Here is a 14,976-nt window from a genome sequence, read left to right as displayed (position 1 = left end):
TATTTATATTTTAATTTCTACCTACTGACCACTGACCACTGACCACTGACCACTGACCACTGCATACTGGAACTCTCTACTTTTTCTCTAAAAGCGCCATGTAAAATCCGTCGAAACCACTTTCAGAAGCCAATACTTTTTTGTCTTTTATCAGTTTGAAATCTTTTCCACCTTCCGATTTTAAAAAGGTATTTACTTGGTCTTGATTTTCCGAAGGAAGAATCGAACACGTAGCGTAAACTAATTTTCCACCCGATTTTACCATTTTAGAATAATCGGTTAAAATTTGTTGTTGCGTATTTTTGATGTTCTCGATAAACTCTGGTTGCAATTTCCATTTAGCATCTGGATTTCTACGGAGTACACCCAAACCGCTACAAGGCGCATCGATAAGCACTCTATCCATTGCGTTGTGTAGTTTTTTAATCACTTTGGTAGAGTCAATTTCTCGAGTTTCAATGTTATGAACATTGTTTCTTCGCGCTCTTCTTTTAAGCTCTTTTAATTTGTTTCCGTAGATATCTAGCGCAATAATTTGCCCTTTGTTATCCATTTTTGCAGCAAGGTGTAACGATTTCCCTCCAGCACCCGCACAGGTATCGGCAACACGCATTCCTGGTTGCACATCTAAAAAGTCGGCAACAAGTTGAGACGAAGCATCCTGTACTTCAAAAAGTCCGTTTTTAAAAGCTTCAGTTTTAAAAATATTACCACGCTCTTTAAGCTGTAAAGCATCTGGATATCCTTTGATAGTAAGGGTTTCGATTTCTTCTTCCATCAATAAATCTTGAAGCGTAGCCTTGGTAGTTTTTAAAGTGTTTACTCTAATAATTACATCGGCTTGCTCGTTGAGTGCGTGTAATTCTTTGCTCCATACAGCTTTTCCTAATTCTTTTTCACCTACGGCATCTAACCAATCTGGAATAGATTCTTTGAATTTTCTAATTTTTGAAAGCTCATCAAAACGACCTTTAATTTTTCTGCTAGGTGTGCCCTCTAATTGTTTCCAATCTGGAAGTTTAATTCCTTTTAAAACTGCCCAAACGGCAAAAATACGCCACAAGTTTTCTCTAGTAAAAGGTTCTTTTACTTCAGCAATTTCGGCATACAAACGTTTCCATCTTACAATATCGTAAGTAGTTTCAGCAACAAAACCTCTATCGCGTGAGCCCCATCTTTTGTCGCGTTTTAAAAGTTGTTCAACAACTTTGTCAGCATATTTATTTTCGTTAAAAATTAAATTAAGCCCATCAATTACGGCAAATACAAGATTTCTGTGCAGACGCATATACTTTGTTTTTTATAAAAGATTCTCTGTAAAAGTTTTGGTTTATTTTTTCTGAAACTTCAAACTAATTTCAGTAGAATCCTTCCAATTCCCTCGAGGAGATATGATTGTACTAATAAATAAATTGTTTGCAAAGATATTGCTTTGTGCGTGATAAAACTTATTTTTAGGGCAAATTATATTGTTTTGAAGAAAATATTTATTTGCTGTTTGTTTGTAGTTTTTTCGTGTGCGAAAGAACAGTTTACACCTCACAATTTCACAAAAGTTGAAGTTGAAGAAATTTATTCCGATACCATGAGTATTCGGGCAATTACTATGATGCAAGGCAATTTGGGTTTTGCAGGTTCGAATAATATCTACGGAATTTATAATGCTTCGGACGGAAATGTTGTAACACAAAAAATGAAACACGACTCTCTAAAATTGGAGTTTAGAGCGGTTGCAGCTACTAATTCCGATTTTTATATGATGAGTATTGGCAGTCCTGCAATGCTGTATAAAACTGGTGATACCGGGAAAATGGAGTTGGTTTATACGGAAACGCATCCTGATGCTTTTTACGATTCGATGCAGTTTTGGAACGACCAAGAAGGAATTGCAATGGGCGACCCAACCGATGGTTGTTTGTCGGTTATTGTTACCCGCGATGGAGGGAAGAGTTGGAACAAATTAAATTGTGATGTTTTACCCGATGGTGTAGAAGGAGAGGCAGCTTTTGCAGCCAGCAACACCAATATTTGTGTGCTTGGAGATAACACTTGGATAGCGACTGGAGGGAAGAAAGCACGTGTGTTTTTCTCGCCAGATAAAGCTAAAACATGGCAGGTTTTTGAAACGCCAATAGTACAAGGTGAAGCTACACAAGGTATTTATTCGGTTGATTTTTACGATGAAATGAACGGATTTATAATTGGAGGAGATTATACCAAACCTGAAGAAAGTCAAGCCAATAAAGCGTTAACAACCGATGGTGGTAAAACTTGGCAATTGGTTGCTAAAGGGCAGAATCCAGATTATCGTTCGTGCGTGCAATACATTCCTGGGCGCGAAGCAAAAGAGTTGGTTGCTGTTGGTTTTAAAGGAATTTCTTTTTCAAACGACGCAGGGAATTCTTGGAAACAAATATCCGATGAGCCATTTTACACCATTCGTTTTGTAAATGACAGTACTGCCTTTGCTGCAGGGAAAAACAGAATTGCAAAGCTGAAATTTAAAGAATAGCCTCGCTAAACATATAAATTAGTCGTTTTTACGATGATATTCTTTTCTTAAACGGTCTAAAAGTTTTCTATTAAAATCATCTTCCAATTTTTTAAGGAGGATGATTTTTTTTGCTGAAATAACTTTTTCTAAATCTTTGGTGTATTTTCTATTGAGCTCGTATTCATTGGTTTCGATAGCTTCCAATTTTTTCAAAATGACTTTAGCATCGGCATCCGATAGGTTTTCAAAACCTTCACCACGTAACTGCGGTTTTAGTTTTTTATATTCTGAAAATTTAATCTCGTGCATTTTATTTTCATGCGCGTTGTAAATTGGCCAAAACTTCTCAGCTTCTTCCGAAGATAAATTAAGATGCTCTGTAAAATATGCAATTTTAAGCGACTTAATTTGGTCGTGTTTTGATGTTTTTTGCGCGTATGCTTGTATTGAAAACACACTTATAATCAGTAGGAAAATATATTTTTTCATTTGTATTTATCTGTTTAATGTTGGATAAACATCTAGTTTTATTCTTCGTCTAAAGACAAGTCGTTGTAACTACTTATATTTTCTTCGAGGTAGTTAAAAATTTCGTCTTCATTTATAGTTTCATCAATTTCAATATCATTAAAAGAAACATCGTTAAAAGTATCAGAAATATCGTAGGCGTTTAAACTTACATATCCATTTTCGATATAATCATTAATGTCGGATATCGCAATTTGGTTAAAATCGGTTATTGTGCTGTTACTATTTTTACTGATGAAAAAGCCTATGAGAAACACTGCGGCCACTGCTGCAGCTTTGTAAAACCATGAAAGCTGAATAACTTTTGTTTTTTTCTTCGGAAGGGTTTTAGATAAAATTTCGGTTTCTACTTTTTCAAAATAGCCCTTCGGAACAACAAAACCAGATGCTTCAGGAATGCCAGCGGCAGAAGCAATACGCTTAGACAAACGATTGTCGAATTCTTGAAAATAGTTTTCAGGAATTGCGAAACCTTTAGTTTCCATATTTGTTTTGTCTTTACTCATTTTCGTCTTTTAAAAATGCTTCAATTTTTTTTACTGCCAAGTGGTAGCTCGCTTTGAGACCACCAACCGATGTGTCTAAAATAGCCGAGATGTCTTCGTATTTCAACTCTTCGTAATATTTCATATTAAAAACCAAGCGTTGTTTTTCTGGAAGTGTTGCAATAGCTTGTTGTAATTTTAGCTGAATTTCATCTCCATCAAAATATACATCGGCTTTTAAATTTTCTACCAAATAGCTTTGCAATGCTTCGCTAGTGGTTTGCTGTTCTTTCGCTTTTTTCTTTAAAAAACTAAGCGATTCGTTGGTGGCAATTCGGTATAACCAAGTGTAAATAGCGCTGTCTCCTTTAAACGATTGGATGTTTTGATAGACCTTAATAAAGGTGTTTTGCAAAACGTCGTCGGTATCGTCATGGTTTAAAACAATTTTTCGAATATGCCAATATAAGCGCTCCTTGTAAGTAGATACAAGTTCCTGAAAAGCCACTTCTTGTGTAGTGGTTTCTTTTAAATTTTTAATTAAAATATCTTCTTGCAAAGTGCTTATTTACTCGATAATCGAGATTTAATTGCTCCGAGGCTTCCCTCGAAATAAACTTTTATTGTTTTAAAACTACCTCGTGTGCTTGTTTCAAGGAAGTTTACTACTTAGACTCTAAGTTATTAAAAAGGTTTAATATGAAGTGATAAATTGTTGAGTCGTTAATTTGTAGAAGTGTTTAATGTGTATAAGTTTCGTGTTTTTTTATGTTGAAAATTTAAAATATTTAGTCTCAGTTCGATATAAATACCAATATAGATTAATTTTAACTATTTGGATTTTAGTTATTTAGTGTGATTTCATTTTTGTCTTGACACAAAAACGAAACAAAAAAGTCAAGACTGATTTAAAAAGTATGAGAAAATCTACGTAAACAACCGCCACAGATAAAAAGAACTCGCTACGCTCAAACAGCTTTTATCTATTAGCCCACGCTGCTTCCTTGATTTTTAATACTTTTTAAATAGGTCAACTTTGTAGGATACTCATAATTTTCAAGTCGAAATTATGTTATTTAGCGTAAACCTAAAACCTAAAACCTAAAACCCAGAACCTAATTCCCAAACTCACTTTACTCAAAAGACTGCATCTCGACTAATTTTTGATACACACCTTTGCGTTCGAGTAGTTCTTGATGTGTGCCTTGCTCTACAATTTCTCCTTTTTGCATTACAACAATAGTGTCTGCATTTTGGATTGTTGATAATCGGTGTGCAATTACAATCGAAGTACGGTTTTTCATCATGTTTTCGAGGGCTACTTGTACCAATTTTTCACTTTCGGTATCGAGGGCAGAAGTAGCTTCGTCTAAAATCATAATCGGCGGATTTTTAAGAACCGCACGCGCGATAGAAAGTCGTTGTTTTTGTCCGCCACTTAATTTTCCTCCAGCATCACCGATATTGGTATTGAAACCATCAGGGAGTTCAGTAATAAATTCGTAAGCATTGGCAATTTTAGCAGCCGCTTCAATTTCTTCCTGTGTAGCATCTGGTTTCCCGATACGGATGTTGTTGGCAACGGTATCGTTAAACAAAATAGAATCTTGCGTAACAATTCCCATTAAGCTACGTAAGTTTTTAATAGCAATGTCTTTAATGTTGATGTTGTCGATATCGATACTTCCGTTATTAACATCATAAAAGCGTGTGACCAAATTGGCAATGGTACTTTTTCCGCTTCCAGATTGTCCCACCAAAGCAACAGTATTTCCTTTAGGAATGCTTAGGTTAAACTCTTTTAAAACCAATTCATCTTCGTATTTAAAAGAAATATTTTTGATGTCGATAGCAGAGTCGAAACTTGTCTTTTCGATAGCATTCGGGATGTCTTTAATACTGCTCTCCGTTTCAAGAAGTTCTAAAATACGTTCAGCAGCACCATTTCCTCTTTTTAAACTATAGCTTGCTTTAGAGATGGTTTTTGCAGGCGTTAAAATGTTGTAAGCAAGCATGATGTATCCTAAAAAGAAACTCGCTTGCATACTTTGGTCAATAAAAACTAAATACCCTCCGAACACTAGTAAAATTGCAATAACAACTATACCGAGTAATTCACTCATTGGTGAAGCTAAATTTTGTCGGTTTAAAACACTGTTTGAGTATTTGTAATAGCGCTCGTTTGATGCTGAAAAACGTTGATTAAAAGTATCTTCAGCAGTAAAAGCTTTTATTACGCGAAGTCCAGACATGGTTTCTTCTAAAATAGAAAGAAAAGTACCTTGCTCTTGCTGAACTTTTATAGATTTCTTTTTTAGAGACTTCCCGATTTTTGAGATTATAAAACCAGCAATTGGAATAAAAATAAAAACAAATAAGGTTAGTTTTATGCTGAATACAAACATGAAAATAAGCGAGAAAAGAATCGTGAGCGGTTCTCTAACAATCATTTCTAATACTGATAAAATAGAGTTTCTAACTTCTTCAACATCGCCACTCATTCTTGAAATGGTATCTCCTTTTTTCTTTTCAGAATAAAAAGAAAGCGGAAGCGAAACTATTTTGTTGTACATGGTACTTCGGATGTCTTTTAAAACGCCATTTCGTAAAAACGTAATGTAAAACATCGCCAAATAGTTGGATAGATTTTTTAGAAGGAACAGTAAAATGATTACAGAAACCATAATCATAAGGGCGTAAAAACTTCCTTTTTCATCTATTAAATTGGCTAAAAAATAGTTTAAATAGTCTTGTAAAAAGTCTTTTATATGTGCGAATCCTTTTAATACTGGCTTTTGTGCAACAAGTTTTTGGTCGTTAAAAATAACCTGTAACACTGGGATAAGCGCTACAAAAGATAACGTACTAAATAAAGCGTAAAGGATATTGAAAAAAATGTTTAGATAAGCATATTTTTTATAAGGCTTAGCGAAACGAAGTATTTTTTTGAAGTAATTCATTTAATATTTTTATGAGAAATATATAAGGTATTTCAATCTTTATATATCAATAATATAGGATGCAAAGGTACGCTTAATTATGAAATTAGCCTGCCTAAATTAAAAGGCAGGCTAACGGGATTATTTTTTGAAAGATTGTATTAGCTCAGGTTTAACTCTGTAACAATACGCTCTATTTTTTTGTCTAGTTTTTCAACTTCATTATCGTAGTCGGCTACTTTATCTAAAATGCCTTTTACACTGAAGTAGAATTTTATTTTTGGCTCTGTTCCACTTGGTCGTGCTGCGATTTTAGTACCGTCTTCGGTGTAATAAATTAATACGTTTGAAGAAGGAATGTCGATAGACTCTTTATCGCCAGTAAATAAGTTTAAACGAGTTCCACTTTGGTAATCTTCAACATAGTGAACTTTTGAGCTATCTATGGTTTTGATTGGATTTTCTCTTAAATCAATCATCATTTGTTTGATTTCGTCGGCACCAGAAATTCCCTTTTTAGTGAGCGAAATTAATTTTTCTCGATACAATCCAAACTCTTCGTAGCATTTTAAAAGTTCTTTGTAAAACGAACTCCCTTTAGCTTTTGCGTCTGCAGCAATTTCGCAGGCGAGTAGGGAAGCGGTTACGGCGTCTTTATCTCTTACAAAATCGCCAACCATAAAACCAAAACTTTCTTCACCACCACCAATAAACTCTTGCATTGGGTAGTCTTTTACCATTTTGGCAATCCATTTAAAACCAGTTAGCGCTTCTTTGTATTCCACATGATATCCTTTTGCAAGGGCTTTCATCATTGGAGTGGAAACAATAGTGGAAGCAATAAATTGGTTACCATTTATTCTGTCGGAATTTTTCCATTTGTCTAGTAAAAAGCGCGTCATTAACACCATGGTTTGGTTTCCGTTAAGGAGCACCATTTTACCATCGTTGTCTCTTACAGCAATTCCTAGTCGGTCGCTATCTGGGTCAGTACCAATAACCATATCAGCATTGGTTTCGTCAGCTTTTTTTAGCGCCAGTTCTAGTGCAGCAGGCTCTTCAGGATTAGGCGATTTTACCGTTGGAAAATCTCCATTTGGAACTTTTTGTTCTTCAACAATATGTACATTTTTGTATCCAGCTCGTTTTAAAACTTCAGGAATAGCAGTAATTGAAGTTCCGTGAAGTGAAGTGAAAACTATTGAAAAATCGTTTTTTCCGAGTGCGTTAAAACTTCCGTTTTCAACAGAAGCATTGATAAAAGCTTCATCTACTTCGGTATCGATATATTCAATGTTATTTTCATCAGCATTAAAATTTATAGCGTCAAACGACAGACTTTCAATTTCGCTGATAATTTCGTTGTCTTGCGGTGGTACAATTTGTCCTCCGTCTTTCCAATACACTTTGTATCCGTTGTATTCTGGCGGATTGTGCGAAGCGGTAAGTACAATACCACATTGGCAATTTAAATGCCTTACAGAAAACGAAAGTTCTGGCGTTGTTCTTAAATCAGAAAACAAGAAAACTTTAATACCGTTTGCGGCAAAAACATCGGCAACTACTTTGGCTAGTTCTTTGCTGTTGTTACGACAATCGTAGGCAATTACAACTTTTAAGTCTTCCGAAGGAAATGACTTTTTTAGGTAATTACTAAGTCCTTGTGTGTTTTTTCCGAGGGTATATTTATTGATGCGATTTGTTCCAACGCCCATAATACCACGCATTCCGCCAGTTCCGAACTCTAGATTTTTGTAAAAACTTTCGTTCAGCTCCTCTGGATTTGTATCGATAAGGGTTTGGATTTCTTTTTTCGTTTGGGCATCAAAAACATCGGTGAGCCAAGTTTTTGCTTTATGTAAAATTTCTTCTGATATCATTTTGCTGATTAATTTTCAATAGAATTTTAAGATACTAAATTATGCGATGCATCGGTCTTAAAAGTATCTAAATTAATAGTTTGTTGAATTTTATATCTCTTGTCTTGTTTTTTACTTCTCAAAATAAGTTCGCCTAAAAAGCCAGCTATAAAAAGCTGTGTTCCGATTACCATGGCTGTAAGCGAAATGTAAAATTGAGGTCGCTGTGTTATGAGTCGGCCGTAGGGAGTAAAAAACAGCTTGTCAATACCTAAATAGATGGCAAAACAAAACCCAATAATGAACATTAGAACTCCCAAAGCACCAAATAAATGCATGGGTTGTTTACCAAATTTAGAGATAAACCAAATGGTGATAAGGTCGAGGAAGCCGTTTATAAAACGCTCCATTCCAAATTTGGTGGTTCCGTATTTTCTAGCTTGATGTTTTACTACTTTTTCGTTAATTTTTGTAAAGCCTGCATTTTTTGCAAGTACAGGGATGTAGCGGTGCATTTCGCCATGAACGTCAATCGATTTTACAACTGCTTTTCGATATGCTTTTAGTCCGCAGTTAAAATCGTGTAATTGCACACCAGAGGTTTTTCTGGCAGCCCAATTAAAAAGCTTGGAAGGAATATTTTTAGAAATAACCGAGTCGTAGCGCACTTTTTTCCATCCAGAAACCAAGTCTAAGTGCTCGTCTTTTATAAGCTTGTAGAGCTCAGGAATTTCTTCTGGATTGTCTTGTAAATCGGCATCCATGGTAATAACAACATCGCCTTGCGCCAAATTAAACCCAGCGTGTAGTGCTTGCGATTTTCCGAAGTTTTTTAAAAATCTAATTCCTTTTACAGTGTTGTTTTCAGCAGCAAGCGCTTGTATGGTTTCCCAAGAATCGTCGGTGCTACCATCGTCAATAAAAATGAGTTCATACGAAAAACGATTGGACTGCATTACTTTTACAATCCAATCGTGTAATTCTTTTAAAGACTCTTGTTCGTTAAGTAGTGGTATTACTACTGATATATCCATGAATAGTATTTCAAAATAAAATCAAAGATAGGAATTAGTATTCACTTTTAGTTTGTTTCATTACTAAAGCAGGAATTAAAGTAAGAACGAAGCCGAAGAATATACTACCAATTAAACCAAATGCAGCTTGGATAAGTGGCCCTGAGAATTTTTTAGAGACCTCAATTTGGCTTTCAATCTGCTCTGGAGTCATTCCATATTCTACCATTTTTGCTCTTGCTAAATTTAATTGTTTATCTAGCATATCAGGGTCAATTACATTGGAGAGTAATAATTGGAACAACATGCTGATAATTCCTCCAATTAGGCAAAGACCAATACCAATTTTTAATGCTTCTCCAAAAGTCATATAACCACCATTTTCTTTTTTGAATTGATAAAGTGCAAGTAAGATTACAGCTAGCATAATTACAATGCTAACTACAAAAATACTCATGGTTTGCTGATAATGCATGTCCATAAAATACAGCATTAGACCAAAAGCTATGCTTACTCCTCCTAATAAAAGTCCGTACCTCAATGCAAATTTTCCAGTTGTTGGTTGTGTGTTTTCCATTTTTTATAGTTGAATAGTTTATATAAAGTTAGTAGATATTCTCGTATATTTGTTACATCAAAAGCAAATAAAAAATTTTTCCTGTAAATTTCGAGGAAAAAGTATTGTATTTCTAAAATAAATACATAAATTTGCACCTCGAAAAAATTCTGAAGTTTAAAATATATAGCGATGAGAAAAGATATACATCCAGAAAATTATAGATTAGTAGCATTTAAAGACATGTCTAACGAAGATGTTTTTATTACTAAATCTACAGCAGAAACAAAAGAGACGATAGAAGTTGACGGTGTTGAATATCCTGTAATTAAATTGGAGATTTCTAGAACATCGCACCCATACTACACTGGGAAATCTAAACTTATTGATACTGCTGGTCGTATCGACAAATTCAAAAACAAATACGCAAAATTCAAAAAATAAGAATTTAGCTTATAGATACACAAAACCTCTGAGATTTCAGAGGTTTTTTTGTTGCATATACTTAAACGCGAAATTAATCATTTCGCGTTTTTAGTTTTAAATATCTTCTGTATTCAATTATCTTTACGTCAAGTTTGGGCATTATAAATGTCCTAACCAATCAACCAACTTCAAAAGCACCACATAACGATTAATATTATATATATATGAATTATATTCTTTTTGATGGTCCTTCGCGCAACGCCTTGTTGCCTTTTACATATACACGCCCAGTTGCAGATATCCGAATTGGAATTTTAACTGTTCGAGAGAAATGGGAGAAATTTTTAGGATATACCACAACCACAATTACTGAAGATTATTTAGCTGAAAAATATCCGATGGTGGAAATGGAAGAAAACGTATTAATCAATGCTTCCTTTTTGCCAAATGAAGATTTGGTAGAGCTTGTGAAGAATTTAGAGAAAGAACAAGCTATTTTTTCTGGGGAAGAAGTGGTTGCTTTCTATACTACGGAAGGTCAAGAAGATGTTGATTTATCTACATACGAAGCGATTGAGTACGAAGGCGATTGCATTCAACTTCAAAACACTTGGGATATTTTTTCAAAAAACGGAGAAGCGCTCGAAGCCGATTTTAATTTGTTAACTGCAGGAAGAAACAGTCAATCTATTCCTACAACAAATAATGTAATTGCTCCTGAAAACATCTTTTTAGAAGAAGGTGTTACTGTTGAGTTTTGTACGTTAAATGCTACTAACGGACCTATTTATTTAGGAAAGAACTCCTTGGTGATGGAAGGTAGTATTATTCGTGGCGGATTTTCGTTAGGTGAAAATGCTATTGTGAAAATGGGAGCTAAAATATACGGCCCAACTACTATTGGTCCTGGTTGTAAAATAGGCGGAGAAGTTAACAATTCGGTGCTTTTTGCAAATTCTAATAAAGGACATGAAGGTTTTCTTGGGAATTCTGTTTTAGGAGAATGGTGTAATATTGGCGCCGATACAAATAGTTCAAACTTAAAGAACGATTATTCGCCGGTACGTTTGTGGAATTATGAAACCGAAAACTTTGCTAAAACTGGATTGCAGTTTTGCGGACTCATGATGGGCGATCATAGCAAATGTGGAATTAATACCATGTTTAATACTGGAACAGTGGTAGGAGTGAGCGCCAATATTTTTGGAAGTGGTTACCAGCGCAATTTTATTTCTAGTTTTCAGTGGGGAGGAACTGGCGGATTTACTACATATCAGCCCAAAAAAGCATTTGTTACTGCAAAAGCCATGATGGAGCGTCGTAATTGTGAATTTAATGCTGAAGAAGAAGCTATTTTGAGTCATGTTTTCGAGATTACAAAAAGGTGGAGAAAAGAGTAATCTTTACAAATACTTAATTGTTAGGTGTTTAAATGAAAATTTTTTTACTTAAAAATAACTAACAGTCATTCAATTTCTTTAATACCTCCAAATAAGTTGGTATATTTGCAGGCTTATTTATCATGCACAAAAGTTGATAAAATCACACTTTATTTATTAGTGATATTTTTCAGAATTGAATTTTGATAAATAGTGAAAGGCGTTAAAAAAGGATTCATGGAAAGAAAGAAAGTTGCATTTTATACACTGGGTTGTAAGTTGAATTTTTCTGAAACTTCAACCATAGCTCGTAGTTTTACCGAAGAAGGTTTTGATAGAGTAGAGTTTTCTGAAAAAGCAGATATCTACGTTATCAATACGTGTTCGGTTACCGAAAATGCAGATAAACGTTTTAAATCGATTGTAAAGCAAACGCAAAAAGTAAATACCGATGCGTTTGTGGTGGCTGTTGGATGTTATGCGCAGTTAAAACCAGAAGAACTTGCCGATGTAAATGGTGTGGATTTGGTGTTGGGTGCTACCGAAAAGTTTAAAATTACAGATTATCTAAATGATCTTTCTAAAAATGATTTCGGTGAAGTGCATAGTTGCGAAATTGAAGAAGCCGATTTTTATGTAGGAAGTTATTCTATTGGCGATCGTACGCGTGCATTTTTAAAAGTGCAAGACGGTTGCGATTACAAATGTACCTACTGTACAATTCCGTTGGCTCGTGGGATTTCTCGTAGCGACACTTTGGAAAATGTTTTAAAGAATGCCAAAGAGATTTCTGAGCAAGGCATTAAAGAAATTGTACTTACAGGAGTTAATATTGGGGATTACGGAAAAGGGGAGTTTGGAAATAAAAAACACGAACATACTTTTTACGAACTTGTAACTGCTTTAGATGAAGTAGAAGGAATTGAAAGACTCCGAATTTCTTCTATTGAACCGAATTTACTAAAAAATGAAACCATCAACTTTGTTGCTCAAAGTCGTACTTTTGTTCCGCATTTTCATGTGCCTTTACAAAGTGGAAGCAACCATATTTTAGGATTGATGCGTAGAAGATATCAACGCGAATTGTATGTCGATCGCGTAAGTCAAATAAAAGAAACAATGCCTCATGCTTGTATTGGAGTGGATGTTATTGTTGGTTTTCCTGGAGAAACAGAAGAGCACTTTTTGGAGACTTATAATTTTTTAAATGAATTGGATATTTCATATTTACACGTGTTTACGTATTCTGAAAGAGATAATACGCTGGCAACCGAAATGGATGGCGTAGTTCCAAATAAAGTACGTGCAAAGCGCAGTAAAATGTTGAGAGGACTTTCAGCAAAAAAACGAAGAGCATTTTACGAAAGTCAGTTAAATACGCAACGTACTGTGTTGTTTGAAGGAGAGAACAAAGAAGGGTATATTTACGGATTTACAGAGAATTATGTGAAAGTAAAAGCGCCTTGGAATCCTGCTTTGGTGAATACATTACAAGAAGTAACACTTACCAAAATTGATGAAGATGGAATGGTAAGGTTTGATTTTGTTGAGCAAACTGCGTTGGTTGAAAATTAAATTAATATATCTTCAACTTTACTTCATTAAATGTTGGCCTAGAGCATTGGTCTAATACATTGTATTTGGATTTGCTGACTTTTTAGGGACTTGTTGAATGGAATCCCAATGCTCGCAGATTTTACCATTTTCGTCAAACCGGAAGAAATCCATTGTTACATATTGGTCATTATTTGGCCAAATTTGATGCGTGTGTAAAGCAACCAAATCACCTTCAGCTATACATCTTACAAATTCTATAGACTTTTTAGGATACTCCTTTTGCATTCTATCAAAATATGCTATAAAAGCATTTGGTCCGTCAGCGACAAGCGGATTGTGTTGAATGTATTCATTCCCTACGTAAAGTTCTACTGCCTTTTTTGGGTTTCCCTCATACGCTGTTTTGTAAAAAGCAATGGCATTGGCTTTATTTCTTTCTAAGTCCATACTTCATGTTAAATTATTAAATCAAATCTAATTACAAATGCAATCCGCATTCCGTTTTCGGGCTGTTGTTCCACCTTCCGCTTCGGTCTTCTCCAGGAATTGTACAATGTTTACAACCGATAGAGTTGTAGCCTTGTGAGACTAATGGATGAAACGGTAGTTGATGTTTTTGAATGTATTCGTCTCTTTCTTCTTTTGTGATATCAAGTAACGGATAAAACTTTAAAATTTCGCCTCTCATCTCAAAAATATCGAGTGTAGCGCGGTGGTCGCTTTGCCATTCCATCAACCCAGAAACCCAAACATTAAATTTCTTTTTAATCAAATCTAATGGCTTTACCTTGTTAATACTACAACAAAACTCAGGATTTTTTTTATAGGTTTCGTCTTTTACTGTAAACTCATATTCTTCTTGAAGTGCGCTTATCGAGCTTACGTTTAAGTTGTATAATTTGGTCAACTTTTCCTTGTACGCAAGTGTTTCAGGAAAGTGAAATCCTGTATCGATAAAATATACTTTTTGCTCATTTTTTACTTCAGAAAAAAGATGTAATAAAAAGGCCGATGTAGCTGCAAAAGAACTGGTAAGCATTACTTCTGCTTCATCAAAATCGTCGTATAATGCAGCAATTCGTTCTTGAATTGATAAGGATTTGTATTTTTTGTTTAACTGCTGAATTTCTTCTTCAGTATATATTCTTTTTTCAGTCTCAATCATAATTAATCTATTTAACCAATAGGGTAATAGTGAATTTAGTGCAAGATACACTTTTTTGAGTTAATTAGTTTGATTTAATTTATTTTCTACGGAAGATTTATGATAAAATTAAGGGTTCAGAAAATAATTTTCTATTTTAGAGTTACAATAACGATTAGCCCCAAAAAAAATGAATGAAAAAAATCAAAAGTTGAGTCTGCTTGCCGAAATGATTGCTTTGGTAAATGCAGATAAAGTGGTACACGAGCAGGAGTACGCTTTTATTAAAACGATTGCCACGCATTTAGGTGTTTCTGAAACCGAATTGGAAACCTTGTTTAACAATACTTCTACTCCGTATGTGCCACCAGTCCCAGAGTCGCAACGTATCTTACAATTTCATCGCTTGGTGTTGTTGATGAATATCGATCAAGAAAATCATCCAGAGGAAATACAGCGCTTAAAAGAGTTTGGTTTGCGCATGGGCTTGAGTCCTTTTGCGACCAATCAAGTGTTAAAAGTGATGAATAATTATCCAAACAAAGTTATTCCGCCAGAAGTGTTAATAGATATTTTCAAGACACATTATAATTAAA

General features: G+C 34.6%; 15 protein-coding genes. 5 read left to right on the top strand and 10 right to left on the bottom strand.

The window, feature by feature from the left end; genetic code table 11:
• Positions 1 to 76: 76 nt before the first annotated feature.
• On the bottom strand, positions 77 to 1,288 hold the full coding sequence (locus tag JMA43_RS06095) for an RsmB/NOP family class I SAM-dependent RNA methyltransferase (RefSeq protein ID WP_342155548.1): 1,212 nt from the start codon (positions 1,286 to 1,288) through the stop codon (positions 77 to 79).
• 186 nt (positions 1,289 to 1,474) lie between these two features.
• Here JMA43_RS06095 and JMA43_RS06090 point away from each other — a divergent pair, with 186 nt between their 5' ends.
• A complete protein-coding gene (locus tag JMA43_RS06090; protein ID WP_342155547.1) occupies positions 1,475 to 2,512 on the top strand; it encodes a WD40/YVTN/BNR-like repeat-containing protein in 1,038 nt (345 codons plus the stop codon).
• An 18-nt stretch (positions 2,513 to 2,530) separates the two neighbouring features.
• On the opposite strand, the gene JMA43_RS06085 is transcribed toward JMA43_RS06090, so the two are convergent.
• From JMA43_RS06085 to JMA43_RS06055, 7 genes are all read right to left on the bottom strand, one after another.
• Positions 2,531 to 2,983 carry a hypothetical protein gene (locus JMA43_RS06085; RefSeq protein ID WP_342155546.1) on the bottom strand — a complete coding sequence of 151 codons (453 nt, stop codon included), beginning with the start codon at positions 2,981 to 2,983 and terminating at the stop codon, positions 2,531 to 2,533.
• Positions 2,984 to 3,021: 38 nt separating this feature from the next.
• Positions 3,022 to 3,528, bottom strand: coding sequence for a hypothetical protein (locus JMA43_RS06080; protein ID WP_342155545.1), 507 nt, complete (start codon positions 3,526 to 3,528; stop codon positions 3,022 to 3,024).
• Positions 3,521 to 4,066, bottom strand: a complete 546-nt coding sequence (locus JMA43_RS06075) for an RNA polymerase sigma factor (protein ID WP_342155544.1) — start codon at positions 4,064 to 4,066, stop codon at positions 3,521 to 3,523. The genes JMA43_RS06080 and JMA43_RS06075 overlap by 8 nt, the downstream gene beginning before the upstream one ends.
• Before the next feature lie 574 nt (positions 4,067 to 4,640).
• The gene (locus tag JMA43_RS06070) at positions 4,641 to 6,467 is read right to left on the bottom strand and encodes an ABC transporter ATP-binding protein (protein WP_342155542.1); all 1,827 of its coding nucleotides are present in this window, start codon (positions 6,465 to 6,467) and stop codon (positions 4,641 to 4,643) included.
• A gap of 140 nt (positions 6,468 to 6,607) precedes the next feature.
• Positions 6,608 to 8,326: a phospho-sugar mutase gene (locus tag JMA43_RS06065; protein WP_342155541.1), complete on the bottom strand. Its 1,719-nt coding sequence runs from the start codon at positions 8,324 to 8,326 to the stop codon at positions 6,608 to 6,610.
• Positions 8,327 to 8,352: 26 nt separating this feature from the next.
• Positions 8,353 to 9,339 carry a glycosyltransferase family 2 protein gene (locus tag JMA43_RS06060; RefSeq protein ID WP_342155539.1) on the bottom strand — a complete coding sequence of 329 codons (987 nt, stop codon included), beginning with the start codon at positions 9,337 to 9,339 and terminating at the stop codon, positions 8,353 to 8,355.
• 34 nt (positions 9,340 to 9,373) lie between these two features.
• Complete coding sequence (locus JMA43_RS06055; protein ID WP_342155538.1) at positions 9,374 to 9,895, bottom strand: DUF4199 domain-containing protein; 522 nt, start codon at positions 9,893 to 9,895, stop codon at positions 9,374 to 9,376.
• Between the two features lie 171 nt (positions 9,896 to 10,066).
• On the opposite strand from JMA43_RS06055, the gene JMA43_RS06050 reads away from it, so the two are divergent.
• The 3 genes from JMA43_RS06050 to mtaB all read left to right on the top strand — a co-directional run bounded on the left by JMA43_RS06050 (position 10,067) and on the right by mtaB (position 13,254).
• Positions 10,067 to 10,318, top strand: coding sequence for a type B 50S ribosomal protein L31 (locus JMA43_RS06050; protein ID WP_342155537.1), 252 nt, complete (start codon positions 10,067 to 10,069; stop codon positions 10,316 to 10,318).
• A gap of 206 nt (positions 10,319 to 10,524) precedes the next feature.
• On the top strand, positions 10,525 to 11,700 hold the full coding sequence (locus tag JMA43_RS06045) for a GlmU family protein (RefSeq protein ID WP_342155536.1): 1,176 nt from the start codon (positions 10,525 to 10,527) through the stop codon (positions 11,698 to 11,700).
• Positions 11,701 to 11,916: 216 nt separating this feature from the next.
• On the top strand, positions 11,917 to 13,254 hold the full coding sequence (mtaB, locus tag JMA43_RS06040) for a tRNA (N(6)-L-threonylcarbamoyladenosine(37)-C(2))-methylthiotransferase MtaB (RefSeq protein ID WP_342155534.1): 1,338 nt from the start codon (positions 11,917 to 11,919) through the stop codon (positions 13,252 to 13,254).
• A 51-nt stretch (positions 13,255 to 13,305) separates the two neighbouring features.
• Here the strand turns inward: mtaB and JMA43_RS06035 are convergent, their stop codons facing one another.
• Both JMA43_RS06035 and JMA43_RS06030 read right to left on the bottom strand, forming a co-directional pair.
• Positions 13,306 to 13,683: a nuclear transport factor 2 family protein gene (locus JMA43_RS06035; RefSeq protein WP_342155533.1), complete on the bottom strand. Its 378-nt coding sequence runs from the start codon at positions 13,681 to 13,683 to the stop codon at positions 13,306 to 13,308.
• Between the two features lie 31 nt (positions 13,684 to 13,714).
• The gene (locus JMA43_RS06030) at positions 13,715 to 14,401 is read right to left on the bottom strand and encodes a phosphoadenylyl-sulfate reductase (RefSeq protein WP_342155532.1); all 687 of its coding nucleotides are present in this window, start codon (positions 14,399 to 14,401) and stop codon (positions 13,715 to 13,717) included.
• 169 nt (positions 14,402 to 14,570) lie between these two features.
• Between JMA43_RS06030 and JMA43_RS06025 the strand changes: the two genes are divergently transcribed.
• Positions 14,571 to 14,975, top strand: a complete 405-nt coding sequence (locus tag JMA43_RS06025) for a TerB family tellurite resistance protein (RefSeq protein ID WP_342155530.1) — start codon at positions 14,571 to 14,573, stop codon at positions 14,973 to 14,975.
• The last annotated feature ends 1 nt before the right edge of the window (position 14,976 follow it).

It is taken from the genome of Joostella sp. CR20 (assembly GCF_038433465.1).
In the GTDB taxonomy this organism is placed as follows: Bacteria; Bacteroidota; Bacteroidia; order Flavobacteriales; family Flavobacteriaceae; genus Galbibacter.
Note: the sequence above shows the minus strand (reverse complement) of the source record. Positions and strands in the feature narration are given on the sequence as shown.

Bases quoted from the DNA above. Each gene is read 5' to 3' on its own strand.
- JMA43_RS06095 (WP_342155548.1), bottom strand. From the start codon at position 1,288: ATGCGTCTGCACAGAAATCTTGTATTTGCCGTAATTGATGGGCTTAAT.
- JMA43_RS06085 (WP_342155546.1), bottom strand. From the start codon at position 2,983: ATGAAAAAATATATTTTCCTACTGATTATAAGTGTGTTTTCAATACAA.
- JMA43_RS06080 (WP_342155545.1), bottom strand. From the start codon at position 3,528: ATGAGTAAAGACAAAACAAATATGGAAACTAAAGGTTTCGCAATTCCT.
- JMA43_RS06070 (WP_342155542.1), bottom strand. From the start codon at position 6,467: ATGAATTACTTCAAAAAAATACTTCGTTTCGCTAAGCCTTATAAAAAA.
- JMA43_RS06065 (WP_342155541.1), bottom strand. From the start codon at position 8,326: ATGATATCAGAAGAAATTTTACATAAAGCAAAAACTTGGCTCACCGAT.
- JMA43_RS06060 (WP_342155539.1), bottom strand. From the start codon at position 9,339: ATGGATATATCAGTAGTAATACCACTACTTAACGAACAAGAGTCTTTA.
- JMA43_RS06055 (WP_342155538.1), bottom strand. From the start codon at position 9,895: ATGGAAAACACACAACCAACAACTGGAAAATTTGCATTGAGGTACGGA.
- JMA43_RS06050 (WP_342155537.1), top strand. From the start codon at position 10,067: ATGAGAAAAGATATACATCCAGAAAATTATAGATTAGTAGCATTTAAA.
- JMA43_RS06045 (WP_342155536.1), top strand. From the start codon at position 10,525: ATGAATTATATTCTTTTTGATGGTCCTTCGCGCAACGCCTTGTTGCCT.
- mtaB (WP_342155534.1), top strand. From the start codon at position 11,917: ATGGAAAGAAAGAAAGTTGCATTTTATACACTGGGTTGTAAGTTGAAT.
- JMA43_RS06035 (WP_342155533.1), bottom strand. From the start codon at position 13,683: ATGGACTTAGAAAGAAATAAAGCCAATGCCATTGCTTTTTACAAAACA.
- JMA43_RS06030 (WP_342155532.1), bottom strand. From the start codon at position 14,401: ATGATTGAGACTGAAAAAAGAATATATACTGAAGAAGAAATTCAGCAG.
- JMA43_RS06025 (WP_342155530.1), top strand. From the start codon at position 14,571: ATGAATGAAAAAAATCAAAAGTTGAGTCTGCTTGCCGAAATGATTGCT.